Origin of the sequence: Vibrio sp. 1731 (assembly GCF_033339955.1) — a bacterium.
GTDB classification, from domain to species: Bacteria; Pseudomonadota; Gammaproteobacteria; order Enterobacterales; family Vibrionaceae; genus Vibrio; species Vibrio alginolyticus.
This window is the reverse complement of the sequence record NZ_JAWOVO010000002.1, coordinates 152,208-179,106: the sequence shown is the minus strand read 5'-3', so window position 1 is coordinate 179,106 and position 26,899 is coordinate 152,208. Positions and strand designations below refer to the sequence as shown.

General features: G+C 44.6%; 19 protein-coding genes. 11 read left to right on the top strand and 8 right to left on the bottom strand.

The annotated features are described in order from the left end of the window. Positions 1 to 13: 13 nt before the first annotated feature. Positions 14 to 2,005, bottom strand: a complete 1,992-nt coding sequence (gene glgX / locus R7035_RS03540) for a glycogen debranching protein GlgX (RefSeq protein ID WP_318145958.1) — start codon at positions 2,003 to 2,005, stop codon at positions 14 to 16. Positions 2,006 to 2,451: 446 nt separating this feature from the next. Between glgX and R7035_RS03535 the strand changes: the two genes are divergently transcribed. From R7035_RS03535 to R7035_RS03515, 5 genes are all read left to right on the top strand, one after another. Then, positions 2,452 to 3,723 carry a maltoporin gene (locus tag R7035_RS03535; RefSeq protein ID WP_213914725.1) on the top strand — a complete coding sequence of 424 codons (1,272 nt, stop codon included), beginning with the start codon at positions 2,452 to 2,454 and terminating at the stop codon, positions 3,721 to 3,723. 100 nt (positions 3,724 to 3,823) lie between these two features. After that, positions 3,824 to 4,633: a MalM family protein gene (locus R7035_RS03530; RefSeq protein ID WP_005374786.1), complete on the top strand. Its 810-nt coding sequence runs from the start codon at positions 3,824 to 3,826 to the stop codon at positions 4,631 to 4,633. A 317-nt stretch (positions 4,634 to 4,950) separates the two neighbouring features. Then, on the top strand, positions 4,951 to 5,457 hold the full coding sequence (locus R7035_RS03525; RefSeq protein ID WP_005374788.1) for a hypothetical protein: 507 nt from the start codon (positions 4,951 to 4,953) through the stop codon (positions 5,455 to 5,457). A gap of 120 nt (positions 5,458 to 5,577) precedes the next feature. Further along, complete coding sequence (locus R7035_RS03520; RefSeq protein ID WP_318145957.1) at positions 5,578 to 7,191, top strand: alpha-amylase family glycosyl hydrolase; 1,614 nt, start codon at positions 5,578 to 5,580, stop codon at positions 7,189 to 7,191. A 331-nt stretch (positions 7,192 to 7,522) separates the two neighbouring features. After that, positions 7,523 to 9,139, top strand: a complete 1,617-nt coding sequence (locus R7035_RS03515) for an endonuclease (RefSeq protein ID WP_262651655.1) — start codon at positions 7,523 to 7,525, stop codon at positions 9,137 to 9,139. 99 nt (positions 9,140 to 9,238) lie between these two features. Here R7035_RS03515 and pulA read toward each other — a convergent pair whose 3' ends face one another. Then, positions 9,239 to 13,228, bottom strand: a complete 3,990-nt coding sequence (pulA, locus tag R7035_RS03510; RefSeq protein ID WP_132936242.1) for a pullulanase-type alpha-1,6-glucosidase — start codon at positions 13,226 to 13,228, stop codon at positions 9,239 to 9,241. A gap of 546 nt (positions 13,229 to 13,774) precedes the next feature. Between pulA and R7035_RS03505 the strand changes: the two genes are divergently transcribed. The 6 genes from R7035_RS03505 (at position 13,775) to pdxY (ending at position 21,224) form a co-directional block, all read left to right on the top strand. Beyond that, the gene (locus tag R7035_RS03505) at positions 13,775 to 14,971 is read left to right on the top strand and encodes a tetratricopeptide repeat protein (protein WP_132936243.1); all 1,197 of its coding nucleotides are present in this window, start codon (positions 13,775 to 13,777) and stop codon (positions 14,969 to 14,971) included. 536 nt (positions 14,972 to 15,507) lie between these two features. Next, the gene (locus tag R7035_RS03500) at positions 15,508 to 15,954 is read left to right on the top strand and encodes a helix-turn-helix domain-containing protein (RefSeq protein WP_262651659.1); all 447 of its coding nucleotides are present in this window, start codon (positions 15,508 to 15,510) and stop codon (positions 15,952 to 15,954) included. A gap of 410 nt (positions 15,955 to 16,364) precedes the next feature. Then, positions 16,365 to 18,545: an ornithine decarboxylase SpeF gene (speF, locus tag R7035_RS03495; protein WP_132936245.1), complete on the top strand. Its 2,181-nt coding sequence runs from the start codon at positions 16,365 to 16,367 to the stop codon at positions 18,543 to 18,545. A gap of 61 nt (positions 18,546 to 18,606) precedes the next feature. Further along, positions 18,607 to 19,917, top strand: coding sequence for a putrescine-ornithine antiporter (potE, locus tag R7035_RS03490; RefSeq protein WP_132936246.1), 1,311 nt, complete (start codon positions 18,607 to 18,609; stop codon positions 19,915 to 19,917). 147 nt (positions 19,918 to 20,064) lie between these two features. After that, the gene (locus tag R7035_RS03485; protein ID WP_017634469.1) at positions 20,065 to 20,253 is read left to right on the top strand and encodes an AbrB/MazE/SpoVT family DNA-binding domain-containing protein; all 189 of its coding nucleotides are present in this window, start codon (positions 20,065 to 20,067) and stop codon (positions 20,251 to 20,253) included. Between the two features lie 101 nt (positions 20,254 to 20,354). Continuing rightward, positions 20,355 to 21,224, top strand: a complete 870-nt coding sequence (gene pdxY, locus R7035_RS03480) for a pyridoxal kinase PdxY (protein WP_213916985.1) — start codon at positions 20,355 to 20,357, stop codon at positions 21,222 to 21,224. 65 nt (positions 21,225 to 21,289) lie between these two features. On the opposite strand, the gene sstT is transcribed toward pdxY, so the two are convergent. From sstT to R7035_RS03450, 6 genes are all read right to left on the bottom strand, one after another. Further along, positions 21,290 to 22,507, bottom strand: coding sequence for a serine/threonine transporter SstT (gene sstT, locus R7035_RS03475; protein ID WP_005374821.1), 1,218 nt, complete (start codon positions 22,505 to 22,507; stop codon positions 21,290 to 21,292). Positions 22,508 to 22,863: 356 nt separating this feature from the next. Then, entirely contained in the window at positions 22,864 to 23,940 is a 1,077-nt protein-coding gene (gene rsgA, locus R7035_RS03470) for a ribosome small subunit-dependent GTPase A (RefSeq protein WP_005374823.1), read from the bottom strand. Positions 23,941 to 24,216: 276 nt separating this feature from the next. After that, positions 24,217 to 24,525 carry a glucose PTS transporter subunit EIIB gene (locus tag R7035_RS03465; protein WP_005374825.1) on the bottom strand — a complete coding sequence of 103 codons (309 nt, stop codon included), beginning with the start codon at positions 24,523 to 24,525 and terminating at the stop codon, positions 24,217 to 24,219. Next, positions 24,515 to 25,129 (bottom strand): SCO family protein, encoded by a 615-nt coding sequence (locus tag R7035_RS03460; RefSeq protein WP_005374827.1) that lies wholly within the window; start codon positions 25,127 to 25,129, stop codon positions 24,515 to 24,517. The genes R7035_RS03465 and R7035_RS03460 overlap by 11 nt, the downstream gene beginning before the upstream one ends. 9 nt (positions 25,130 to 25,138) lie before the next feature. Then, positions 25,139 to 25,564 carry a hypothetical protein gene (locus R7035_RS03455; protein WP_031778871.1) on the bottom strand — a complete coding sequence of 142 codons (426 nt, stop codon included), beginning with the start codon at positions 25,562 to 25,564 and terminating at the stop codon, positions 25,139 to 25,141. A 243-nt stretch (positions 25,565 to 25,807) separates the two neighbouring features. Continuing rightward, a complete protein-coding gene (locus tag R7035_RS03450; RefSeq protein WP_017820124.1) occupies positions 25,808 to 26,725 on the bottom strand; it encodes a DUF368 domain-containing protein in 918 nt (305 codons plus the stop codon). Positions 26,726 to 26,899 lie beyond the last annotated feature (174 nt).

Genomic DNA, 26,899 nt, shown 5'->3' with positions numbered 1-26,899 from the left:
GAGCGTTTATAACTTAGCTATGCGTTTGCTCACCTTTTGGTGTGCTTTGGTTTGGTTGATAGTGCAAAATCACCATCGAGGTGGGTGACAGCAAGACTTCGCCTTCAGCATGTCCTGGGTTGAGATTACGTACGTTTGTATCACAGATCGTCACCCATTCTTGCTTTCGCTCATTAGGGAGCTTAAAGCGCGCTGTGGCGTTAGTTTGGTTGATGAGGTAGACCAGTTCTTGCCCTTCTTTACCGATACCAAGGTGAAGTGCGACAGAGCTTAAACGGTTCCAATCATCGTGCTCCATTAAGCGACCGTCTGTACGGCGCCAGAAAATACGGTTGTTATTGCGGTTTTCGCCACTGAAAGCTCGGATAAATGGCACCATGTATTGATTTCGGTTGGCGACCATTTGTGACATCCATGCTTTGAAATGTTGCTTACGTTCTGTCTCTTCCCAGTTCAGCCAACTGGTTTCGTTGTCTTGGCAATAGGCATTATTGTTACCGCCTTGGGTGTGAGACAGAACATCAGCAGTGAGAATGTGTGGGATACCGAAGGCAAACAGCAAGCTAGCAATAAGGTTGCGTTTTTGCTTCTCACGCGTGGCGATGATCATCAGATTTTCCGTCTCGCCCTCAACACCGTAGTTTTCTGAACGATTGTCACCGTGACCGTCGCGATTTTCTTCGCTATTGGCTTCGTTATGTTTGTGCTTGTAAGACACTAAATCTTGCAGTGTGAAGCCATCGTGATAGGTGATGTAATTTACGGTGAGTTTGTATGGCCAGTTCGCTGCACTGTAAATGTCACGAGAGCCCATTAATCGAGTGGCAAACTCTTTTAAATAGCCTTGATCACCGCGCCAAAAACTGCGGGAAATATCACGCAGTTTGTCATTACATTCGTTCCAACCAAATGGAAAGTTACCCACTTGGTAGCCATTTGGACCAATATCCCAAGGCTCGGCAATCAATTTGGTTTCACGCAAAATTGGGTCTTGCGCAACGGCTTTAAAGAAAGCGGCTTCTGGGTTGTAATCATCGCCCTGTCGACCTAACGTTGCAGCCAAGTCAAAACGGAAGCCATCGACTTTAAATTCGCTAACCCAGTAGCGCAATGTATCCATCACAAGGTTTAAGGCTGGTTGGTAGGTGAGATCCACTGTATTTCCGCAGCCAGTGTAATTGGCGAAGTGGTTGCCATGTTTGATGTAAAAACAGGAGTCGAGGGCTTTCAGGTTGAAAATTGTAGGCCCTTCACCACCTTCAGCAGTGTGGTTGTAAACCACGTCGAGAATCACCTCAATGCCGTTTTTATGCAATTCGCGAATTGTTGTTTTTAATTCCGTAACGGCGTCTTGTTCTGCGTAGCGCGGATCGGGCACCATAAAGAGATAAGGGTTGTATCCCCAATAATTGACCTTTTCCATCTCTAGTAGATGAGGCTCATGCATGCATGCTGCGACAGGTAGCAATTGCAGCGTGTTGATGTTTTGCTGTTTGTAAAAGGCCAGCATTTCAGGTGATGCAAGACCTAAATAGCGCCCCCTCAGCTTGTCCTCAACCTCTGGGTGGCGTTGGGTAATCCCTTTGACGTGCGTCTCAAACAACACCATCTCTTCTCTGGGTATACGCGGGTGATCCGTGTTTTGCCAATCAAAATCATCTTCGATAACGACGCACTTCGGCATATCGAAACTTTTGGCTGGAGAGTAGGGAGGATGATAGTGGAGGGCTTTATCTATTGATTTTGCGTACGAATCAGAAATTAACAGTGGCTCGTCCTTGTGGGAGACAAGGTAACCGTATTTTTGCCCCGGCTTAATATCTGGAATAAAAGTATGACGTATGCCAGCGTATTCATTCGGTAAACCGTGAAGCTCGTAGCTGCCATCGTCTGCAAACAATGCCAGTTGAATGTCTTTTACGCCCGGAGCATGAATAGAGAAGTTGCAGCCTTCTTTATTCAATGTTGCGCCCAGCGGGTAGGGGCGAGAGAGAAGTCGTGTCATCGGAGATACTTTATTTAATATTTATTGCTACCTTTAGGAAACTATAAGTTAAAAACTTTGTCTTACTAAGGTCAACCACCCTAAATATAAAAATATTCGTGTAATTTAATTACTTTATGTGACGGCTTAGAGTCAAAAATATGAAATGGCTATCACTTTGTAGCGGCTCAAAACCGAACAAACTTACTAATTCCTCCCTAGATTGGTGATCTGACTCGAAAAAACACCATTCGGTAAATTTTCTACTCCCTTCTCATCCCCCTTAAATTAGTTTAGGGCGGAGGAAGTCATCCTTGTACGCCTCGGGTAATCTCACAACTGTTGAAACAAACGGGGATTCGTTCCCATCTTACCTCTCTTTCTTTAGGTGTGTTTTTACTGCCTATATTCACCTAAAAGAGTGAGCAGGGAAGACAGAATTATAAATACCCTTAATGGAGTTAAGAATGAAAAAAGTAAGTGCAATTGCTGCTGCTGTAGCTGCAACTTTAGCTGCTGGTTCTGCGTTCGCAGTGGATTTCCACGGTTACATGCGTGCTGGCGTTGGCGTGAACGCTGACGGTGGTCAACAAATCGATTTCAAAAAGAGTCAAATCGGTCGTCTAGGTAACGAAAGTGACGTTTATGGTGAAGTCCAACTAGGTAAAGAAGTTTACAATAACAACGGTAAAACGTTCTACGTAGACTCTATGTTCGCTATGACATCTGATGGTTCTAACGACTGGGAAGGTACTGCAACTAACTGTAGCATTAGTGGTTCAGACCTAACTTGTAAAGATGATGCACAATTTGCTCTACGTCAGTTCAATGTTCAAGCTAAAGGCGTATTAAACTTTGCTCCTGAAGCGACACTATGGGCAGGTAAACGTTACTACCAGCGTCACGACATCCATATCTCTGACTTCTACTACTGGGATACATCTGGTGCAGGTGCTGGTGTAGAAAACATCGAAGCTGGTCCTGGTAAGCTATCTTTTGCATGGATTCGTAACGACCGTGATTCTCTTGAAGATTCTGGCAACAAGAGTGGCTCTCTAAACGTAAACACTCTAGACGTACGTTATGCTGGTCTTCCAGTGTGGGAAAATGGCTCTTTAGAAGTTGGTGTTAATTACGCTCTTCTAAACGAATCTGATGATGCATCTACTGGTGCTAAAGACGCACAAGACGGCGTAATGTTCACTGCTGAATTGACTCAAGGTCTAGATTCTGGCTTCAACAAAACAGTAGTTCAGTATGGTACTGAAGGTTATGCACAGACAATGGCATTCTACGGTGGCGGTAGTTGGTACGCTGCAGAAACTAAAGATGGTGCTTCAGGTTACCGCCTAATCAACTGGGGTGTAATCGGCATGGGTGAAAACTGGGAAATGGGTCACCAGTTAGTGTACGGTGTAGGCGAAGACATGGGTTCTTGGTCATCAAAATGGAAAACTACATCTGTAGTAGTTCGCCCTATGTACAAATGGGATGATAACCACAAGACTATCTTCGAAGCAGGTTACGGTATGGACGATAACGATGGTTTCGAAAGTGACTACGGTAAGTTCACAGTGGCGCAGGCATGGTCTGCTGGGTCTAGCTTCTGGGCCCGTCCAGAGATCCGTCTATACGCTACATACCTAACAGCTGATGATGACAACAGCTCAAAAGTATTTAACGGCGGTCGTTCAGACGATACGTTCCAATTCGGTGTACAAGCTGAAGCTTGGTGGTAATCATCTAACCACTAAGTCCTAAATTGTCCTAGAATGATACAGCCAGAACTTATCTGGCTGTATTTATTTAAAAAACAATAAAGAGTCGAGGTAGACAGTAATGAAAAAATGGCTTGCTCCCGTACTGCTGGGCATGTTGGCTACTGGTTGTGCGTCTGTAGAACAAGTAGAGATGAGTCCAAAAGGTCAGCAACAAGTGATCACGCAATCGGGTGATATTCAATGGGTACCGCTTAACGTGCCTGTGGTTACTGAATTCGCTTTGACTGATAAAAGCCAAATGTTGTTGGATGGTAACAGTGCTGGCGCTATTGCAGCGTTTGCTCTTCCAGGTAACCGTGGCAGTCTCGATATCAAATTAGAGACATTCGTAAGTAAAGAACTTCAATTTTATGCTCCTAATGTCGCAGTGATGAACTCGGCAGGAGAAACCATTTACCAAGCAGATTTTTCAAAGTTTAAGTACGAACCAGCAAAACTGTTGGACAACGATAAATTCGTACTTGATCTCAATGTGATTCCAGACATGACAGGTAACGATCTGCATGTGTTGGTTTACACTACTTCCGCCGATCTAAAAGGAAGTACACAAGTTTTACACCCTGCAAAAGCCTTCGCCATGGCGCGTCACACTCAGCCGCCAGATATTGCAGACCCTCTAGCGAAACATAGCCCACTAGGTCAGTTCCGCTTTTCGGTATCCGCGAATGATATTGTGAATACTAAGATTGTTGCGAAAAACGACAACATTCCCCAAGGTACGGACCTTACTAGCTACTACTACAGCTCAATTGAAGCGGCAGTCGCAGCGAATGATATTCCGAAAGCGCTCACTTTGCTTGATGAAGCAAAAGAACTGGGTATCGAAGGTGCGCAACAAGTGTTTGTGAAAGCCGTAAATAGAAAATAATCAGATAAAAAAAGGTCAGCGAAATGCTGACCTTTTTCATAGAAAATAAACTAATAAAAATACCCCTACATAGAGTTACCTTATTCACATAATTATTTTTATTACTTTGTTTTTTATATAGGTTGGATCAATAATTAATGGCAGTTCCTAATTTATTTTTTGTACTTAGGAAATAAACAGACTTCTCGAAGTGATTTAAATTCGCAATCTGACGATATTTATTTGGCGTTTGATATTTCCATTTTAATAACGATTAATATTTCTTTTAACCGTTGAGTTTATTTTGCTTTGGATATACTAAAAAGGAATTACGTGAAATGAACATGATGAAGACCTCTCTTGCTGCTGCCCTACTTGTTGCCTTAGTAGGTTGTCAATCGACGGCAGAACCAGAAGCGGCCGCAGAGCCTGTTGTTAATATGTCTCAAGACGAAGTGGTTGCTTTCATGAAAGCGTGTGACAACCCAGATAGCACAGCGAAAGGACCTATTTCTAAACCACTATTTGTGGTGGGTACTTTTGCGGATTCCGATTGGAAACACGTGCCTCAGCGTCAATACACCTACAAAGGGAATAATTTCTACCAAGCCGTGGTTCAAGAAAAAGTAGGCTCCTACAAAATGCAGTATGCGACCGAGTTGTGGTTCCCACAATTTACCGCAAAAGGTAATAGAATGAACGTTGGTGAATTAACACCATTAACATTTGGTGGTTACGGTACGGATACTTCGGTTGATATTAAAGAAGATGGTAAATATGTATGGAGTCTTCAGTTTGAAGGAAAAGGCAAACCTGTTCATGTCATGGTAAATAAGTGCCAATAATATTCAATTCAATTATTTAAAATCTATTTTTATTTATTAACCCCTGCATGAAACACATGTCGGGGTTAATTTTATTACTCAAATTTCCGTAGTTTATTTGAGTAAGTTAGGGAGAATAAAATGCGTAATATCCTACGTAACCATCGCCTGTCTCGATCGTTGCTTGCGTTAAGTGTGATTGGTGCTTTATCTGCGTGTAATTCTTCTGGTGGTGGCGACACTAATAGCAGCACTCCGCTACCGGATACCAGTTATGCTTGCCAAGCCAATGTCATGGCGCAAAGTAACCAACTTCGTACTTATCAAATCATGGTAGAGAGTTTTGTGGATGGTGATGCGAGCATTGGTCACGGTACAGGTTATGGCACCAGCCATCATAACGGCGATTTGCAAGGAGTGATTGATTCACTCGATTACATCCAAGATTTAGGGATGAACGCGATTTGGTTGACGCCAGTTTTTGAATCGGAAGCGATAGCGGGCCAAGAACACTGGGCCGATCGTCTGGATGCCACGGGCTACTTTGCAACGGATTACTTCACCATTGATCCACGTTTTGGTGATTTAGAAACGGCGAGAACCTTGGTCGAGGAAGCACACAAACGCGGCTTATACGTGTTTTTTGATGGTGTATTTGGTCATCACAAAGATGGTTTGATCAAACCATCTCCCTCCGGTTTGTTGCCATCGGGATCGAGCAATCCCGTTGATTACCCGGCCAGTCTCGATTTCTACAAAGAAGTGGCAACGTATTGGATCAAAGAACTGAAGATTGACGGCTGGCGTTTAGATCAAGCCTATCAAGTTCCGACAGACGCTTGGACACAACTTCGTAAAGCCGTCGATGAAGCCTCACAAAGTGTGACGTACACCAATAGCAAAGGCGAACAAGTGAATCCGTTGGGCTATATGGTGGCAGAGATTTGGAAAGGGGAGTCTGAAATCGCGAATGAGGCGTATGGATCGAACAGCGATCCAGCATTGTGCTCTGCGTTTGACTTCCCTATGCGATATCGCATCGTTGAAACTTTGGCCGTGAATGAGAGCGGCGTGAGTGGTCGCGGTGCGGATTGGTTAGACAACGGCTACAGCACACACAACCAATATCCAACACATGCGCAGCCGAATTTGATGATCGGCAACCATGATTTAGTGCGCTTTGGTGACTTGTTACAGCGCGGAAACTTGGCGGATGTGAATGATGCAGAATATTGGTTACGCCATAAAGCCGCGTTTGCTTTCCAAGCGGCGTACACCGGGCCAATCACGTTGTACTACGGTGATGAAATCGGGGATCAAGTGGATGGTTTTGCCGCAAAAGAAGACAACAGCACCTGCGCCATTCAAGGTTTGTGCGATGATCACGTTGCGCGCAGTAGTGCGAAAATTGAAGGCGTGACGGCGACGCTTGATGCAAACCAAGCCGATCTCAAATCTTATGTGACATCGCTGATGACAATGCGCGATGCGCATCCTGCACTTTATCAAGGGTCACGCACGAATTTAGTTGCGAGTAACGGCAGTTATGTGGACTTGAAACAATCTGGTTCGGACAAAGTCTTGTTTGCGCTAAATACCTTAGAGAGCGCTAGAAGCGTCACTCTTACTCAGGAGAGTGTTGGTACTGGTGAGTTGGTGGATTTGCTCACGAATGAAAAAATTACTCCGAGTAATGGTCAATATCAGATTCTGATGTCGCCACTACAAGGAAGATTCTTTGCGGTAAAACCTTAAGGAATTATCCAGAATTGATGCTCACCAGTTGAGCTGACTACAAGTTTTCTTATAAACAAGCCAAGTGTTGTTGCTGACCCCCATAGGCGCACACTTGGCTTTTTTCTGTCTGTTTTACTTTTCCCTTAATGGTTTTACGACGATGTAGCCAACAAGTTGCTTCGCTTTTTGTATTGGCATTTGTTTTCAGCAGATGGATATTTGTGAGATAAGCTGCACATTAAAAAGTAAATTAACACTTGTGCAACGTAAAAATGTGATTGAAGGATTACTTATGCCCCACTAATATGTTTATCGTGTTTGGGATTTATATAACTAATGGAAAAGTATAATGAAATCCATAACAAACTCCCTCTGTCTCCTTGCTGCTGTTAGCTCTCCGTTTGCATATAGCCAAATTATCAACGGTGACTTTGAGCAGTGGAATGGCAATGTACCTACGCAGTGGTCAGAGATTGACGCGGGCATTACAGTGTCGCCAAGCAGCGAGCAAATCAAATCGGGTGGTCTGGCTGCCCAGGTCGTCGTGAATACAGGTACCCAAAGCAACACCGACTTTTTGCAAACCATTAATGTGGAGCAAGGGAAAACCTATCCGTTTTCTGTCTCGGTTTATCATACCGAAGGAAATGTAAAAGCACGTCTGGTGGTTGATGGTTATCACAATTACTCGAACCCACAACAGATAAACCAGTGGCAAGAGCTCGCGCACAACTACACAGCGAGCTCGAACAAGACCATCAACGTCGGTTTGCGTTTTTACGATGAAGCCAGTTTTGATGGCTCAGAAGTTGTCTACGTCGATAATTTTCAACCGACCGAGACAAGTACACAACCTCCTGTAGAAAATTGTAGTGATCATGAGGTGGTTCTTACACTCACGACGGACAACTATGGCTCAGAAACTAGCTGGGAGTTGAAAAATAGCCAAGCGCAAGTGCTTTTCTCTGGTCAGGGGTATGAGTCGTCAACCTCTGTAGATAAGACCATGTGTTTGGCCGATGGTAACTACCAATTTACGATTCAAGACAGCTATGGCGACGGCATTTGCTGTGGCAATGGTTCGGGGTCTTACGCGTTGAAGGTGGGAGATAAGACTCTTGCTTCTGGCGCTGAATTCTCGAAAAGTGAAACCACCGATTTTAACTTAGGTGACACAACGACGACCCCACCAGTGGTTGATGGTTACTATCAAGCGGCATCTGGTAAGACGGGATACGCTCTAAAAACAGCGTTGTTTAACATTATCAATAATCACTCTAGCCGAGGTTATTCTGCGGTGTGGACCTTGGTAAAAGATGCCGATATTGATCGTTATTATGAAAATGATGGCTCTATTCTCGATATGTACTCTGAAAAGCCATCTGCTAGCGATACAGTAAGCTTTACCAAAGTCACAGACCAATGTGGCCAATACAAAACGGAAGGGGATTGCTACAACCGTGAGCACTCTTTTCCGAATAGCTGGTTTGGCGGTAAGGTTGAGCCGATGAACTCAGACGGTCATCACTTGTTTGCAACTGATGGTTATGTAAACGCGAAGCGCAGTAATTGGCCATTTGGTGAAGTGGGCACCGCGACCTACGTGTCTAGTAATGGCTCTAAACTTGGCCAAGCAAGCACTAATCTGGGCTACTCCGGTACGGTGTTTGAGCCGATTGATGAGTTTAAGGGCGACTTCGCCCGTGCTTATTTCTACATGGCAACCCGCTATGAAAATGTTGTAGGTAACTGGGAAGGCAATTCAAGCAATGCGGATGCTGTCCTTGATGGTTCAAGTTCAACGGTTTTTGAACCTTGGATGTTAAACATGCTGAAACGTTGGCACAAAAATGATCCCGTTAGTGAAAAAGAACGAAATCGGAATCAACAAGTGTTTGATTTTCAGGGCAATCGTAATCCATTCATTGATCATCCTGAGTTTGTTGAACAGATTTGGGGAAACTAACACCTTTTTGATTTTGGTATCCACCATTTAGTGACGCCAACAAAACAAAGGGGAAGCGTGATGCTTCCCCTTTTTCATTACGGATGTTTTTAAATGAAATTAGTTTTTCGTTACCGTCACGATTGGCGCCGACTTGTCAGCCGCGTTGAAGTGGAAGTTGTAATTTCCTGCTTCTGCAATCGCAATTTTCAGGTTTGCACTACCGCCACCGACTTCCATCGTTAGCGCTTTACCAAGCTCAACACTGCCTTCGCCACCGAAGTTGGTGTCTGCTGCCCAGTCTGCGCTCGCAACTTTCATTTCGTAGTTGCCCGCCGCTAGGTCAATGTCTAGCGAATAAACGTCATTTGCAACATAGCTGAACTTCGCTGTTGAGTCTTGTGCTGGAGCATCCCATGTAGTGATAGTGCCACGTAAGTAAAGTGCTGTTTCACCGAATGTTGGTGCATCTGCTGATTTGGTCACTGACACGACCGGTTTTTCTACGCTTTCATCTTGAACATGCAGCGCGTTCAGAGTGAAGTTGTACTTACCTGTTTCAGCAACAGACAGCTTACAGTTACCTTCTGAACCTAAGTCTAGTGAACCAGAAGCTATATTCGCAGCATCACAACCGATGTTTGGATTTGCCCAACCAGAGTCCGCGAATTTGAACTCGTGTTCACCAGCTTCAAGAACGCCAGTTACAGAGTACATACCGTTGCCAATAAAGGTCATCGCCCAATCACTGCTATCAGACCACTCGTTCATCGTGCCTTTCACGTAAACAACGGTTTCGCCGTAAGGAGGAATGCTCGATACGTCTTTGTTATCCGTGTTTACTGGTAGGCCAGCACCTTGTGCGCCGTTTTGTGGCTGCACGAATACCGCTGTTGTCAGTGCTGGTACTGTGAACGTTTCATTGGTGAAGCTTGCACCTTTGACGATGTCATCCGCAGAGTTTTGTTGAACTTCATGCAGTTCGAAACCAGTTGCGCCAGCAACTTTGAAAGATTTCTCAGTTGATGTTGAGTTCACAACGGCCACGACAGCATCGTAGTTCGAATCTAAATCGGCACCCGCTGATGTACCATCGTCGATAGACATCACAATCAAGCCTTCCACTTGGTCTTTCCCTACGTTGCGGAAGTCCACACGGTTCATCACTTCTTGCGCGGTATCTAGGCGGAACAGTTCGCTTGTGCTACGGATTTTTAGTAGCTCTAGGAATTGTTGCTTAGTCAGCTCGATGTCGGTTGAATCTGGTTTCGCCGTGCTGTCACCAACGATGGTTTTGATCAGCTCCCAGTTTGCACCGTCTTTGTCTTCACGTGGTAGACCAACGTTCCAGTTATTGTCGCTTCCGTCGAAGAATACACGGTTGAACCAGTCACCAGAATCGTACGAGTCGCGCTGCATAGATTTAGAGCGCAATAGCTCAGAACCCATGTGGATAAATGGAATGCCTTGACCAAGCATCACCGTTGATAGGGACACAGACTGCATACGTGCACGCTCGGCAGATGAAGTGCCTGTCGCAATCTTGTAGGCGTTGTTATCCCACAATGTTTGGTTGTCGTGCTTAGACACGTAAGAGATGTTCTCTGATGGCACTTTTGTGTAGCCTGCAGGCGCACCATTGTAATCAACGTTCTTACCCAGTTTGGTTTCGCCTTTGTAATCAAGAAGGATGTAATCAGCCAAGTTACCAGCCATACCTAGACGAACCAGATCTTGGTTGTGTAAACGACCATTCACCGACTCTGCGTCAGTTTTGGTTTCTTCGTTAGGATAAGCGGCGTTACCAAAGCCTTGGTTAAAGCGAAGTGGGTGCTTACCTTCAGAATCTACACCGCCATCAAACGGGCTTCCGCCACGAACTGCGTCACGCAGACGATCAGAGAAAGTACCGATTTCTGTCCCCGCCATGTTGACTTGTGTCGCCTGATCGAAGCGAGCGTTTTGCGCGACTTCACCAAAGTCCCAACCTTCGCCGTAGAACAAGGTATTCGGGTCAATTTCACGGACTTTTTCAAGTGCGTAAACCATCACATCTTTCGGCTGGTGGCCCATAAGGTCAAAACGGAAACCATCGACTTTATAGTCATCCGCCCATACCATCAATGAGTCAACCATTAGTTTACCCATCATCAAGTTCTCGGTTGCGGTGTTATCACAACAGGTTGAGTTTTCGACGCCGCCAGTGTTGACGTTTAGGCGGTGGTAGTACCCAGGGACAATCTTATCCAGTACTGATTTTTCGTTCACACCAGATGCATTTGTGTGGTTGTACACGACGTCCATGACCAGTTTCAGATCCATTTTATGCGTCGCTTGAACCATTTCGCGGAACTCAAGAATACGCTTAGACCCGTTAGGAACGGTCGCATAACTGCCTTCTGGCACGGTGTAGTGGTAAGGGTCATAACCCCAGTTGAAGCTGTCTAGCATGCGAAGATCGTTCATCAACGCTTGTGCTTTGCCCGTTGTTGGGTCGTAGCTATTTAATACCTCTTCAATTACTTTGCCGTCATCTTCGGTCTCACAAATGGAGGCTTCTGGCTTGATGCCACAAAGTTTACCCACGGTGTCGGTGATATCGACTCGCTTGTCAGCGTCTTCATCCACGGTTGCAATATCAAACGCAGGCAGGATATGTAGCGTTGTTAGGCCAGCATCTTTTAAAGCTTGTAAGTGAGATACAGACTCACGCTCAGGTTCTGTAAGCGCCAGATATTTGCCATCAAGACTTGGTGTGCCTTTGCTGTCGTTAAAGCTGAAATCACGAATGTGTGACTCGTAAAGGACGTGGTCTTCGTCTTTTTTAACCGTTGGGCGTGCGTAGTTTTTCCAATCTTGAGGCATTAAGCTTGGATCATCTAAATCAACCACTTGCGAGTATCGTGAGTTCTTAGACAAGCTCATTGAATATGGGTCTGTTACCAAACGCGTTTCAACGACGCCAGTTGTTGGGTGGTATACCTTAACTTGGTAGCGATAATATTTGTTGACAACGTTGCTTTGTGCCTCAGAAACCCAGATACCTGTTGCTGGGTCTTCCGTCATGGCAACGGTCGCTTCTTCTGCTAAGTTTTCATCGTAGATTATCAGATCAACATCTTGGGCAGTTGGTGCCCATAGTTTGAAGGTTGCGGCACCGCCTTCCACAATCGCACCGAGTTCTTGACCGATCGCGTTACCTGCCTTGGAATCGGCAAACACCGCATCCAAAACGCCCGGTTTTTGCACTTCAGTTGCAGAAATGACGTCACCATTTGCGTTGTAAGCCACCATAACGATTTGTGACTTCAGGATCGTACGCAAGGTCGCGTCATCGACATCGATACCCGCAGCTTGAAGGCTAGCAAGGTGACGGAAGCGTGATTTCAGACCATCAGACAACTCACCAGCTTTTGTCAGCTCAACCGCTGTACCGCCAGAGATTTGCTTATCTTCATCCATTTTGATGTCATTGCTAAGGCTGTAGAACAGCTTCATGGAATCCGCACTGGTCGCCGCTTCCCATGCAATGGTGTTGGCGTCTAACCAATGGGCTTTTTGACCATCAATATCAACAGGGCGCTCTTCTATTGGCTCGTAGTAAAGTTCACTGCTGCCGTGGAAGCCAAACAAACCTTTCGATTCGCCGATTTTCGTCAACTCTACTTTTGAGTTTGCGCTGCCGAACGCTTTCTCATCACCCTTGTGCAGAATGAAGTTCATGCATTCGTGTGGGTCAGAGGCATCTGGGTTTATTTTCAGTACGTAGTAAGCACCGTAGGTGTCGTTGATGCCATCGAATGGGTGTGGCGCAGACCAATCCGTTCCTGTTCCCGGAATGCCCATTGCGTCTAAATCTGTGCTGGTACAGCCCTCACCGTTCCATAGGTGCAAGCCCCAACCTTCGTAGTCGCTTGCTGTTGAAGCTGATGCTACATCACGTTTGTAATAAATGACGACTTCGTTCTCTCCCGCAGGGTACAAGCCTGAGCCAGGGTTCGTCGTATCTTCGTTCGTGCTATCACTACCACAACCGCTGATTACCGCGACGGAAATCAAAGGCAGTACGGTTTTGGCAATTGTTGATAATTTAAATGTCTTATTGTCCACGTTTACAAATCCATTGTTATTGAATTGATATTGAGCTGCGCGCTGCCTTCGCTGACTCAATCATCAAGAAGGTTTTGCACACGCTAGAAAGGCAGATGCCAAAAAAGGAAATGTTCAATTAGATGCTAATACACTGAATCATCAGCAAAATGTGAGAGCAGGCTGTTAAGTTTTTTACAGGTGCAAATTTTCTGTCACAGTCGATTTTGTTCACAAATTAAATAATAAAACAGGCGCATAGTGAGAGATTCTGCACATCATTAAAATGTAAATTTTTATGGGATGAGTAAGGGGGGATGATAGGGGATGAGAATGTCTCAGCCCCAAAACCGTGATTAAGTTCTATAAAAATGAGGGCTATATTTTTCTTTTAAAAATAAGTTGCAGTGATGTTGAATAAAATACCGCCATTAAGTCTTCGCAAGCTTCAGATTTTCGCTAAGTGGTCGTTATATAATGAAGGTAGTCGGCGTTATGTCGGCGCGTAATCATAAGATTTCCCTGAAAGGGAGTTAAATTGGGCCCTGAAACCAAAAGAGGCTATTTATGAGTAGTATGGGCATTGCCATTGCGGCAACTGGCCTTTCACTCGTCCTGATATTTGTGTGGATGATCTCGTTGTCGATGCGGAAACAGAGACTCGAGGCAGAGAGGAAAGCTCGCGAAGCCGCTTATCGAAAGGCGATGCATAAAGCGCGAGAGCAAGAGCGTAAAGAGCGAGAGTTCAAAGCAGAAACCGGGCATATTCCCACCATTTTATTTCTAGCGAAAGAAGCCGAAAAGGACAACATTCGTCAAGCGCTGTATTGGTATGATAAAGCCGCTAAACTGGACAATGTGACGGGGATGTACGGCATTGTTCGCTTAAGTGAACGCATGCGCGAAGATGTGATTTTAAAAGAGCAGGCAAACTTCTGGCGTACCGCAATTGCGGGAATGGAAGGGGATACCGAAGCGAAATTTTCGACGGGCAAGGCCTTGGTCTTTGGTCGAGGAACTGAAAAAAATATCCCAAAAGGTAACCAACTGATTGAAACTGCCGCCGAAGAAGGCTGCATTGATGCCATGATTTATATGGGGGAATGGCAGCTTTCACCAGACAATAGTGCAGGACGCAGTGCAGATGCGCTTTACTGGTTTATGAAAGCGGCGGAAAAAGACAGTGCAGATGGCAAGATCCAAGTCGGCTTATGTTACCTAAATGGCATTGGTACAGAAAAAAGCATGGTTAAAGGTTGCTACTGGCTGGAACGGGCCGCGGAAGGTGGCAGTGCTAAAGCGATGTATCATGCTGGCGAAGCGTGGAAGGATAAAGGTAAAACGGGTAATGCAATTGCTTACGTTTGGCTGTTTCTTGCTGCCAATATGGGCTACCAACCTGCGCGTACGTTACGTGATGAAGTGGCAACCAATATTGGTGTTGATGTTGTCGTTGGATTGCAGTCCATAGCGAAGCCGTTGCAAAGAAAGCTGGCCTCAGGAATGGTGAGAAAGCACTCTATTATTCGAGCCCTTAACAAAGTGTACAAACGCGAAGCGTATTTTCCTGCGGAAGAGGAGCTCAATGCGGTGTTGAATGATGAGAATAAAGACGCCTCCGAAGCTTGGGAGGAGGCATCAACACTAGATTTTCAGCCTAACATGACAACGGTAACAGCAGAAGACCAGGCAAGCACATCGCCCAACGAAAAAAAACTTTCTAAAGAGGCGCTCGATTTCACTCAAAACTTCCTTCAACCATAACCTATCTTATCCAGAAGCCTCAAGAGTGAGGCTTTTCTTTTGCTCTTTTGCCAGTATCTCTATCAGTCACGACAACAGAATGTAAACTTACTTAAGCAGTCATTTTACTGATGTGCATACTATTTATGCGATTTTTCAACATATTTTTAGTACTTAACTAAGATGGGATCTGTTTACCTTAAAAAAGAGGTTTTTCCCTCTTTATTTACTTCCGCTATTGGGCTTAGATCAAGCCTTTTCAATTGGTAGTAATAATGATTGAAGAGCAATACTTGATGCCCCGATTTATAGGTGAATAGCACTCATTACTTTATCTAATAATGTAAATTAAAAAATGTATTATAAATCTTAAATTGTTCTTTTATATTTAGGTGTCGATTATTGATTTTATGATTAATTAGGCGCAAGATAACGTAAAAATAAAATAGCATAGTTAATATGCAGAATTACACTAGGAAGTAACTTTTTCATTACATGTTTCATAATAAATAGAGATAATTTTTATCTCTGTTTTTATTTATATTAGAGATTTGTGTATGTTGAGAATCATTAGTGCAGATAAATTTATCTCTTCAAGGTTTATCTTAGAGTACAGTAAGGCTGAGTTCGCTTCTTTATTAGGTGTTTCCGTCGCTAAAATAAGTAATATTGAAAGTGGAAAACCTTCAATCCCCCCGGTGTATGATTACGCCATTAATTACTTGTTGAGTGAACATCCATTTAAAGATAGTGCTGTTGAGGCTTTATGTTCTCATGAAACGTTAAACTTTGCTCGTCGTATTGACGTCAATACCAAAGTAAAACGCTTGTCCTGTAAGCGTTGCGATAGCCGTAGACTGCACGTTATGGCTGGCATGAGTGGCTTGTATTTTGTCGAGTGCATGGATTGTAAACACACTATGTACTCGTCAGGCATGTCTGTAAAACGTTATCAGCAATGGTCGAATGATGGAGTCAAACTAGATAGTCATTTATTTAATTGAATTGTGTTTCCTTTGCACCTAAAGTAAAAAGCCATCAATACATGTGTTGATGGCTTTTTTATTATGTGTTTAAATTTAGTTAAAATTAAAATATTTATCATTCCTAATAATATAGTCCTAATAATTATATAGTGATGGAAATCTCAAAAAATTATTTTCTTGACATTTTATTTCTAACAACAATGGCTGTGGTCACACAATTTTTAATTATTTTTCCTTTTAAGCCTGGTTTCAATATCATTGGGCTATCAATTGGAAAGTGATGAAGATCGCGAAATTTTAATTCGAGAAAATAAGACTTTTAAATATGAAAATTTAATCACGAAATTTGTTTTTTGAATTTTAAATATCGTTTTCGTTTGTAATATCTGTACCTGTCAATTTTAAAGAACAAAAAAGAGATATTCCAAATGAAACGTTTAATTATAGGTGTTAGTAATTACATGCCAGAAGACTTCAGTTTATTAGCTGAATCTTTAGATGAACAATTTAATCGTCATTTACAACCTTTAGAGCAAGTTGAATTAACCGACGTTGGTGCGGCTATTATTACTTCAGCAGACATTAAAGCAGGTCTGCATAAAATGATTTCTGAAACGGGTTACGGTATTCCAGTTTTCTTAGTAACGGATGAAAACCCAGTTTCGGCAGAAGATTACGTTTGGCTAACTGGCGTTATCGATTTAGAAAGACAATCTATTGAGTACTACTGTCGTCAAATCAATGAGGCAGTAACCAAGTACGAATGTCGTCTTCTTCCTCCTTTCTTCAAGCAATTAACGCACTATGTTGAGATGGGTAACTCAGCGTTTGACTGTCCGGGACACCAAGGTGGTCAGTTCTTCAAAAAACACCCAGCTGGTAAACAGTTCTACGATTTCTTTGGCGAAAACCTGTTCCGTAGTGACTTGTGTAACGCGGACGTGGATTTAGGTGACTTGCTGATCCACGAAGGTTCTGCACACCAAGCGCAAGCGCACGCTGCAAAAGTATTTAACGCGGACAAAACTTACTTCGTACTTAACGGCACTTCTGCTTCAAACAAAGTAGTGTGTAACGCGCTGGTAACTGAAGGTGATTTGGTACTGTTCGACCGTAACAACCACAAATCGAACCACCACGGTGCGTTAATCCAAGCGGGTGGTATGCCAGTTTACTTAGAAACGGCGCGTAACCCTTGGGGCTTTATCGGTGGTATGGATGAACACTGTTTCGATGAAGAATACATTCGTGCTCAAATCGCGAAAGTGGACCCAGAACGTGCACGCGATGAACGTCCTTTCCGTCTTGCTATTATCCAGCTTGGTACTTACGACGGTACTATCTACAACGCTCGTTACGTGATGGATAAGATCGGTCATCTTTGTGACTACATCCTGTTTGACTCTGCGTGGGTTGGTTACGAGCAGTTCATCCCTATGATGAAAGACTGTTCACCACTGCTGCTGGATTTGAAACCAGAAGACGCAGGTGTGATCGTGACTCAGTCTGTTCACAAACAACAAGCTGGCTTCTCTCAAACATCGCAAATCCACAAGAAAGACCGCCATATCAAAGGTCAATCTCGTTACTGTAACCACAAACGTTTTAACAACGCGTTTATGATGCATGCATCGACTTCACCATTCTACGCACTGTTCTCTGCGCTTGATGTGAACGCGAAGATCCACGACGGCGAAGCAGGTCTGCGTTTATGGCGCGATGCGGTTAAGACAGGTATCGAAGCGCGTAAAGAAATCCTTAAGAGTTGTGAATTGATTCGTCCGTTCATTCCAGATGAAGTCGAAGGTCAACCTTGGGGCAGCTACGACACTGACGTGATAGCAACGAACAAGAAATTCTTCATGTTTGAGCCAAACGCAAGCTGGCACAAATTCGAGGGGTACGGTGAAGGTCAATACTTCGTTGACCCATGTAAATTGCTACTAACCACAGCAGGTATTGCAGAAGATGGCAGCTACGCAGATTTCGGTATTCCTGCAACGCTTTTAGCGAACTTCCTTCGTGAAAATGGCATCATCCCTGAAAAGTGCGACTTGAACTCTATCTTGTTCCTACTCACTCCTGCGGAAGATATGGGTAAGATCCGTCACCTTGTGGCTCAAATTAACCGATTCGAAAAATTCATCCGTGATGATGCCCCTTTAAGTATCGTACTTCCAAGCGTCTACGAAGCGAATAAAGAACGCTACCGTGGCTACACCATCCGTCAGCTATGTCAGGAAATGCATGACATGTACAAAGAGCTGAACGTGAAACAGTTACAAAAAGCGATGTTCCGCAGCGAGTACTTCCCACAAATGGTTCACAAACCTGACGTAGCAACACGCAAATACTTCCGTGGTGAATGCAATTACCTACCACTTAAAGAGGCCGTGGGCCGCGTAGCCGCTGAAGGTGCACTTCCTTACCCTCCAGGCATTATCTGTGTGATCACTGGTGAAGTCTGGACTCAACAGGTGGTGGATTACTTCCTATCTCTAGAAGAAGGCATTAACCGCTTCCCAGGCTTCGCGCCAGAAATTCAAGGTGTGTACCTTGAAGATATTAACGGTCGCACTACCGCACATTGTTATGTCCTAAAAGATTAATCTACCCGTTCGCACCACGCTCCGGCGTCGGTGCGAACCGCTTATTCGTGGAGAATAATTTATGAGTACTGAAACTAAAAAAATGTCGGTGGTGCAGTTAACCATTCTGACGTTCATCAATATGGCTGGCTCCGGTATTATCATGCTGCCAAGTAAACTGGCGCAAGTGGGTACCATTTCAGTGTTGTCTTGGCTGATCACGGCGGCGGGCTCTTTGGCGTTGGCTTATGTGTTTGCAAAATGTGGTCGCTTTAGTAAACGAGACGGCGGTATGAACGGTTACGCGTCTTACGCATTCGGTAAATCGGGTGCGTTTATGGCGGGCTGGACTTACGGTTTGTCGCTCCTTATTGCGAATATTGCGATCGCGATTACCTGTGTGGGTTACGGCTCCGCATTCTTTGAAGTGACCCTATCTCCGGTCGAAACCTGTTTGTACACCATCGCCATTCTTTGGATTTGTACTTTCGCTAACTTCGGTGGTGCGAAAATCACAGGTCAAATTGGTACATTCACCGTGTGGGGCGTAATCCTACCAGTGTGTTCATTGGGTATTGTTGGTTGGTTCTGGTTTAACCCAACCATGTACATTGAAGCTTGGAACCCACACAGCTTGCCATTTGGTGAAGCGGTGAGTGCTTCTATTGCGATGACTCTATGGGCATTCCTTGGTCTTGAATCAGCTTGTGCGAACTCTGAAGCAGTAGAAAATCCAGAGAAGAACGTACCAATCGCAGTGCTAGGCGGTACGCTAATTGCGGCTGTGGTTTACATTGTATCGACAAACATCTGTTCTGGTATCGTTGCAAACTCTGATCTTGCTGCATCTACAGCGCCATTCTCAACCGTATGGACAGTGATGCTAGGTTCTGCTGCTGGTAAAGTGGTTGCGGGTATGGCGGTATTGGCTTGTGCGGGCTCTCTATTGGGTTGGCAATTCACTATCGCGTCAGTGTTCAAATCGTCTTCTGACGCGGGCTTCTTCCCTAAATTGTTCTCTCAAGTGGACAAACGCGGCACACCGATCAAAGGTATGATCGCGATTACTATCATCCAATCAGTATTGTCTCTAATGACGATTTCTCCAACGCTGAACGAGCAGTTCGAAGCACTGGTTAACCTAGCGGTAGTAACAAACGTTATTCCTTACATCTTATGTATGGGCGCAATCTTTATTATGCAGCAAGTGGCGCACGTGCCAGAGCGTGAGATGAAAACCACCAACGTTATCGCTCTGATTGGCTCTCTGTACAGCTTCTATGCGCTTTACGGCTCCGGCTACGAAGCGATGATGTGGGGCTCTATCGTAACCTTCCTAGGCTGGAGTGCTTACGGTCTGATTGCTGCGAAGCATGAGCCTTTAGCAAATTAAAAAATAATACTGAAAGAGCCTTCCCAAACGCGGTGTGGAAGGCTCTTTGCTTTTAGGCATTTACGCCAAATCCAAGTCAGCTTAATGTATTTGAGGCTAGACATCCAATGACGTGAAAACTCATTTTCGACATTTGGAGGACGAAAGATGATAAGTCAACCTGTTAAAATCGGTGACGACACCGCCGTAGTCATTCCAAGCGTAATCCTGGCTCAGCTCGGGATAAGGGAAGGAGATACCCTAGAAATCGCACTGAATAAAGACAAAATGGAAATTAAGAAGATGGTGTTGAAAACCAGCGCGCCAACTTACTCTGAAGATATTGAGGAGAATTGAGTTAGAGAATCTTGGTTTGTCGGATACACTACTGGTTTCGCAAAACTGGCGCTTGCCGCTGTCTTTGAACTATCGATAACTACAATAAGAGGTAAGGTACTATGCAAGGTATCCTCTCTATACAATCTCATGTTTCTTTTGGTCATGCTGGTAACAGCAGTGCCGTTTTCCCAATGCAACGCATGGGTTTCGAAGTATGGCCGATTCATACCGTTCAATTTTCTAACCACACGCAGTATCAAGAAGGCTGGACTGGGCGAGCGTTTGCGGCTGAAGACATCAGCGAGTTAGTTCGTGGACTTGGTAACATCGGCGCGCTGGAAAAGTGCCAAGCGGTATTGACGGGCTACCAAGGTAGCGCAGAGCAGTGCCTTGCTGTTGAAGATACCGTGACGAAAGTGAAGCAAGTGAACCCGAACGCACTTTATGTTTGCGACCCTGTGATGGGCGCGCCAGACAAAGGCTGCATTGTGGCTCCGGGCATTGCTGAAAATCTTCTAACGCGTTTGATGCCAATGGCGGACGTGATCGTTCCGAACCAATTCGAGCTAAGTCAATTTGCTGAGATGGAAATCCACTCACTAGACGATGCGATCACCGCATGCCAACGTGCGCTAGAGAAAGGTCCAAAAGTGGTGCTAGTTAAGCACCTTTACTGCCTAGAAAATGGCAGCTTTAACATGCTATTGGCTACGCAAGAAGGTATTTACCTTGCGAAGCGTCCTCAATTTGAGTTTGCTAAACAACCTGTTGGCGTGGGCGATCTTATTTCAGCTATCTTTACCGCGGGACTCTTAAAAGGCTGGTCTCCCAAGCAAGCTTTCCAACATTGCCATGACGCATGCTACGGGGTGTTAAGTGCAACGTACCATGCAGGCGAATGGGAGCTGCAAACTATCGCGGCGCAGCAAGAGTTTGTTGAGCCAAGTAAGCATTTCTCAATTGAAGAGGTGGCTTTGGTCACCGCGTAATTGAGCGCAATTAAACAAAAAAGGGGAGCCATCATCGGCTCCCCTTTCTCTTTGTTCTGTCAGTCTTACTGAGCTTTTTGCTGCTCTGATTTACAAACTGCTGCCGTAAAGACAACGTCTGTTGAGCTGTTTAGCGCAGTTTCTGCAGAGTCTTGAATCACACCGATAATGAAGCCAACCGCTACAACCTGCATTGCTACGTCGTTTGAGATACCAAACAGGCCACACGCAAGTGGGATAAGTAGTAGAGAGCCACCTGCAACACCTGATGCGCCGCATGCAGAAACCGCAGCTACAATACTTAGAAGTAGCGCAGTCAGTAGATCAACTTCGATACCCATAGTGTGCACAGCTGCAAGCGTTAGTGTTGTGATAGTGATTGCAGCACCAGCCATGTTGATGGTCGCACCTAGAGGGATAGATACTGAGTATGTATCCTCGTCCAGTTTTAGCTTCTCACATAGTGCCATGTTTACTGGAATATTCGCCGCACTTGAACGAGTGAAGAACGCAGTTACACCACTTTCACGTAGACAACGGAATACAAGTGGGTAAGGGTTTTGTTTGGTTTTAACGAACACGATCGCTGGGTTTACAACGAGTGCGATGATCATCATTGCGCCAAGAAGAACCGCCAGAAGGTGTGCGTAGCTTGCTAGTGCGCTAAAGCCCGTTGTCGCAAACGTTGAAGCAACCAAGCCAAAGATACCAAATGGTGCAAGACGAATGATAAAGCGCACAATGTGAGACACGCTGTGGCTTAGATCTTCAAATACGGCCTTCGTTGTTGCCGATGCGTGGTGTAGTGCAAGACCCAGACCCACACCCCAAGCAAGAATGCCGATGTAGTTTGCTTCTACTAGTGCATTTACTGGGTTGTCGACCAGTTTAAACAACAATGTGCGTAGAATTTCAGCAATACCTTGAGGAGGCGTTGCACCTTCAGCGCCGGTGACAAGCGTTAAATTGGTCGGGAAAAGGAAGCTTAGAACCACTGCTGATAGCGCCGCGAAGAATGTACCCATCAGGTACAGTACAACGATTGGGCGCATGTAAGTGTGTTGGTTTTTCTTTTGGTTTGCAATTGAAGCGGCAACCAAAATAAACACAAGAATTGGCGCGATCGCTTTAAGCGCACCGACAAAAAGGCTACCAATTAATCCCGCGCTTTCGGCATGGCTTGGAGAAATTGTCGCGAGCAAAATACCAAAGACGATACCGACAAGGATCTGGACGACGAGGTTACCACGAGCATATCGGGCAACGAGGCTGTTGTGTTGCATACATCATTCCTGCAATTTTATGCCAGAGTGGCAGGGCAATAGTCCATCATTACACGGCGATAATGCCCTTATATTGCAAGGGGTGAGCATTGCTTCTGGTCACTAAGACACATGATTATCAATTATCCTGTTTTTATAAATTCAGCCATTTTCTTGCTGAATATCACATATCTTAGCTTGGTAATATTTTGTGTCTAGTTTTAGTTTGTTTTTGGATTAAATGTTTGCTCAATGTTATTTAAATAAGATTTTTATGTTGAAAATTATCATTAGTTATGAGTAATGGTTTTTAATAAAGTTGTTAAAAAGGAGACTTTCGTCTCCTTTGATTTTATTGACAACTCAAACGCAACAAATTAATAACTTTGTTGGCGCCTGCGCTTATCATTCATGGCATTGCGAGCAAGTTTACCGAATTGTCGACTTTGTGCTCGTTGCTCTGCCAAAGTCGCGCCGTTAAAGGCTTGTTCTCGCGTTAGTTTTTGATAGTTATTGAAACGACGAACCTCAAGTGTGCCATTTGCAATCGCAGTTTGAACTGCGCAGCCTGGCTCAGTTTGGTGCTTACAATTGCCAAAGCGACAACGCTGAGCGAGCGCCTCAATGTCAGAAAATGCCTCACTGACCCCCGATTCACAATCTGCTAGTTGAAGCTCGCGCATTCCCGGAGTATCAATCAAGATGCCGCCATCAGGTAATAGATGGATAGAGCGCGATGTAGTTGTATGTCGCCCTTTGCTATCGTCTTCACGAATATGCCCAGTTGCCTGTTCTTGTTGCCCGAGTAATGCATTAACAAGAGTTGATTTGCCAACGCCTGAAGAACCGATAAAAGCGAGGGTTTGTCCTTCTTTGCACCAGGTCATGAGTTTAGAAGCACTCTCTATTTCTAAGCCGTTGACTGTCTCTATAGCTAATAGAGGGTCGAGCTTCTGTACTTGGCTTTTTAGTTCATCAGTATTGTCACACAAATCGGCTTTGGAAAGCACGATGACGGGTTCGACTTCGGCTTCATGAGCCAAGGAAAGATAACGTTCAATACGACTTAAATTGAAGTCGTCGTTAAGGGAACAGACGATAAACACTGTATCCACATTGGCTGCGATGAGTTGCTCTGCCACTTTGCTGCCAGCGGCTTTGCGGCTAAAGAGGCTCAAGCGATCCAGTAAGCGAACAAATTGCTGATCTTCATTTAAGATTACCCAGTCTCCGACGGTCATATTGGGTAAAGAATGGTGGGCATTAAGATGAACTTGCCCAGTTTCTGTTGCCAATAAATAACCACTTCGGTGATGCGCAATTACACGAGCAAAGATAGTGTTGTCGTAATCGTCTAATGTCAGTTGTTGCTGAAAAAATGGTTTCCAACCCAATTGTTTTAGAGGGTTTGAAGTTGAAACTAATGTGTCACAAAAAGTATGTGTTTGATTCATTATTGAATTATCCCAGACGCAACAAAGCGCCTTAATACAAATCGCATTAGGGTCTAATTCGGATAGAGTTGACCCCGGTGAAGACCGGGCAGAGAAGGGGAAGTTGTGGTTATGCCACAGAGTTGGTGCTGTTAGGGTTACCCTTGCGATGCCCAGTTAGTGTTATTCAATACAATCATCTTGTGTCCTCTTCGTTGGTTAATAAATAAGTGAGTTAATTAAGCCAAAAGAGTATAGCCGCCGTTTTTTAAAGAGGGTAGCTATACTGCAAAAATATTAACTTTGTTTTGTGATGCGCTCTTCCACAATTTGCGAATACGTGTTGGCTTTTAAGCCGTATATGATTTGGACATGACGATCATCCAATATCACGACGCCATGCGCGCCATGATTTTTGAGTGCGTTCTTATCGATGACGGACGTCTCTCTGAGGGTAAGACGCAGCCGAGTCGCACATGCACCAGTTTCTAGCAGGTTCTCTATGCCCCCAATGGCGTCAATGATCGTGTCGACGTCTTGTTCGACATTGGGGTTGGTATGAGTTAGGAAATTGAAAAATTGCTTCAGCACTGACTTAACCGTCATTTGAAGAGTCTTCGGTCGTTAGTTTTGAAATGGCTTCAACAATCGGTGCCGGTGAGAGCGTATGTGGTACTTTAGTGATTAACGTGCCATCCGGCTTCAAGAAGTAAAAGTAAGAGCTATGATCCAGCGTGTATTTTAGTTCCGAGCCTTCCAATTCTGTCTTGCGGAAAATGACACCATAGTTGTGTGCCAAAGGTGTCGTTACATCAAGTGGTGCCGATAGGCCTTCAATCATTGGATGGAAGTAATGGGCATATTTTGCTGATGCATCGGCCTCATCACGCTCTGGGTCTAAAGAAATGAACATCGGGCGTAGTTGCGCTTTTTGCGCGTCGTCAATTTGATTCAGTGCTCCTGCCAGCATTGCAAGAGAAGTTGGGCAAACGTCTGGGCAGCGAGTAAAGCCAAAATAGACGACTCGGATGCGAGGGTCATTCACATCGAAGATATTGACGGCTTGGTTATTTTCCCCAAACAATACCGTTTGTTGAGAGGTGGAACTGTCCACTTGCTCTGGCTTCGTTTTTTGATTATCTAAATAGCTCTTTACGCCAAACCCGAGTGCGAAAGCAGCTACGAGAAATAGGGACCAATTGCGGCTCATAACGATTCCTTATCTTTGCATTTTTATAGCAGGGTAAACGGTACTCTCTCCATCACTGAGTTCACCAACCCAAGTCATTGCATCCTCCGTGCAAACCGGGAGAATGATGTCACCTTGATATTGGCCAGGAGCGATTTGCTTCAGCAAAAACTTAGGCTCACCCATCTCCATTTCTCTTCCTGAAAGACTTAGGATGAGTTGCTTAGCATCGCTTGTATGCCACTCAACATTTAGAGTGGTAGGAACCAAGGGTTGAGCAGTTTCTGAGTTTAGCGTCATCGTAACATTTTCTTGGACGCAAGAGGTTGTAGAGAGAAAGCAGTATTCATCTATTGACTTGCTTTGAGTGGAAGAAGAAAAGCTTTTTATTAGAGTCGGGGCATAAAATCCCGCAACTAATGCGGCTGAAACAGCGGCGATTTGTAACAGTTTCATTAAGGTTCAGCATTTATCACTTAACATTACGAGCATCGTAGCACAGATGCGCCGCTCGCCAACTCGTGACCTCGGTAAATTGTGCGTTATACCTCGGTGACCAGCTTCTTAGTAACGCGACGGACTTTATTGCATCAAATACAGCAGAGTTTTCAATTGAGATGTTTTGCCCTCAGCCAATAGATAAAAACGGAGCCAATTGGCTCCGTTTTTATTTGGTTCAGTATGTGTTTGATACCAAAGTTATTTATCTGAATCTGCGAATTTCTCTAGACCCAAAACCAGAGCAATGGCTGCAAGCATCATTACGACAGCAAGTACTAACTGAGAAGGTTGTGATGTCACGTGTTCAAATTCAAATGGTGATAGGTTGTGCTGTAGCAATGGCACTTGTTCGCCCTTCGAATTGGTGCGCCAAGTGATGGTTTCTTTCCATGGCCAAATCTTTGGCAACGTACCAATCATTAATCCAGTCAAAAACATCAGGGTGAAATCACGGAACTTGCGTAGTAACCACGACAATAAGTGAGAGAAGGACAGTAAACCGATCACGCAGCCAGACAAAAATAGCGCTAATGTATCGACTTGAAAACCTTTCACTGCGGCTAATACAGGAGCATACATGCCAATCAGCAGCAAAATAAAACTGCCAGAGATACCCGGCAAGATCATCGCACAAATCGCGATAGCTCCAGCGAATAAGGTGTTAATGGCCGTTGGTTCCATGTGTAAAGGTTTGAGCACAGTAATACTATAAGCAAACCCGACACCAACGAGCAGAATGACAAAGCGGACAAGATCGCGTTGCTCAACCTGACGAATAATGTGATACACAGAGACCAAAATTAGACCAAAGAAAAATGACCAAAGTGGGATCGGGTGTGTGTCAAGAAGCCAAGTAATCAACTTTGCTAGCGTTGCAATACTGGTGAAAATGCCGGCAAACAGAGCGATTAGGAAGAATCCGTTGATGTGATTAAACGCGGCTTTAAACCCTTCTTTTCGCCAGATAGAGAAAAGTGAGGGGTTAATGCGTCGAATGCTTTCAAGCAGCGTATCGTAAATACCAGTGATAAACGCGATGGTGCCGCCAGATACACCAGGTACAACATCTGCTGCACCCATGGCGATTCCCTTGAAGAAAGTAATTAAGTAGTTCATTGCTCTAATGCTAAGTCGTTTCGATGGCAGAGAGTATACAAACATTGCGATGAAAAAAGTATGAAATAGTGCTGTAACTACTTGGTTTTATATCCAATCTATTGCCTATCTTTATTACCCGCCAAGAGACAATGCCGCCGTAACGAGCTTTTAATGCTTGGTTTACATTTTTGA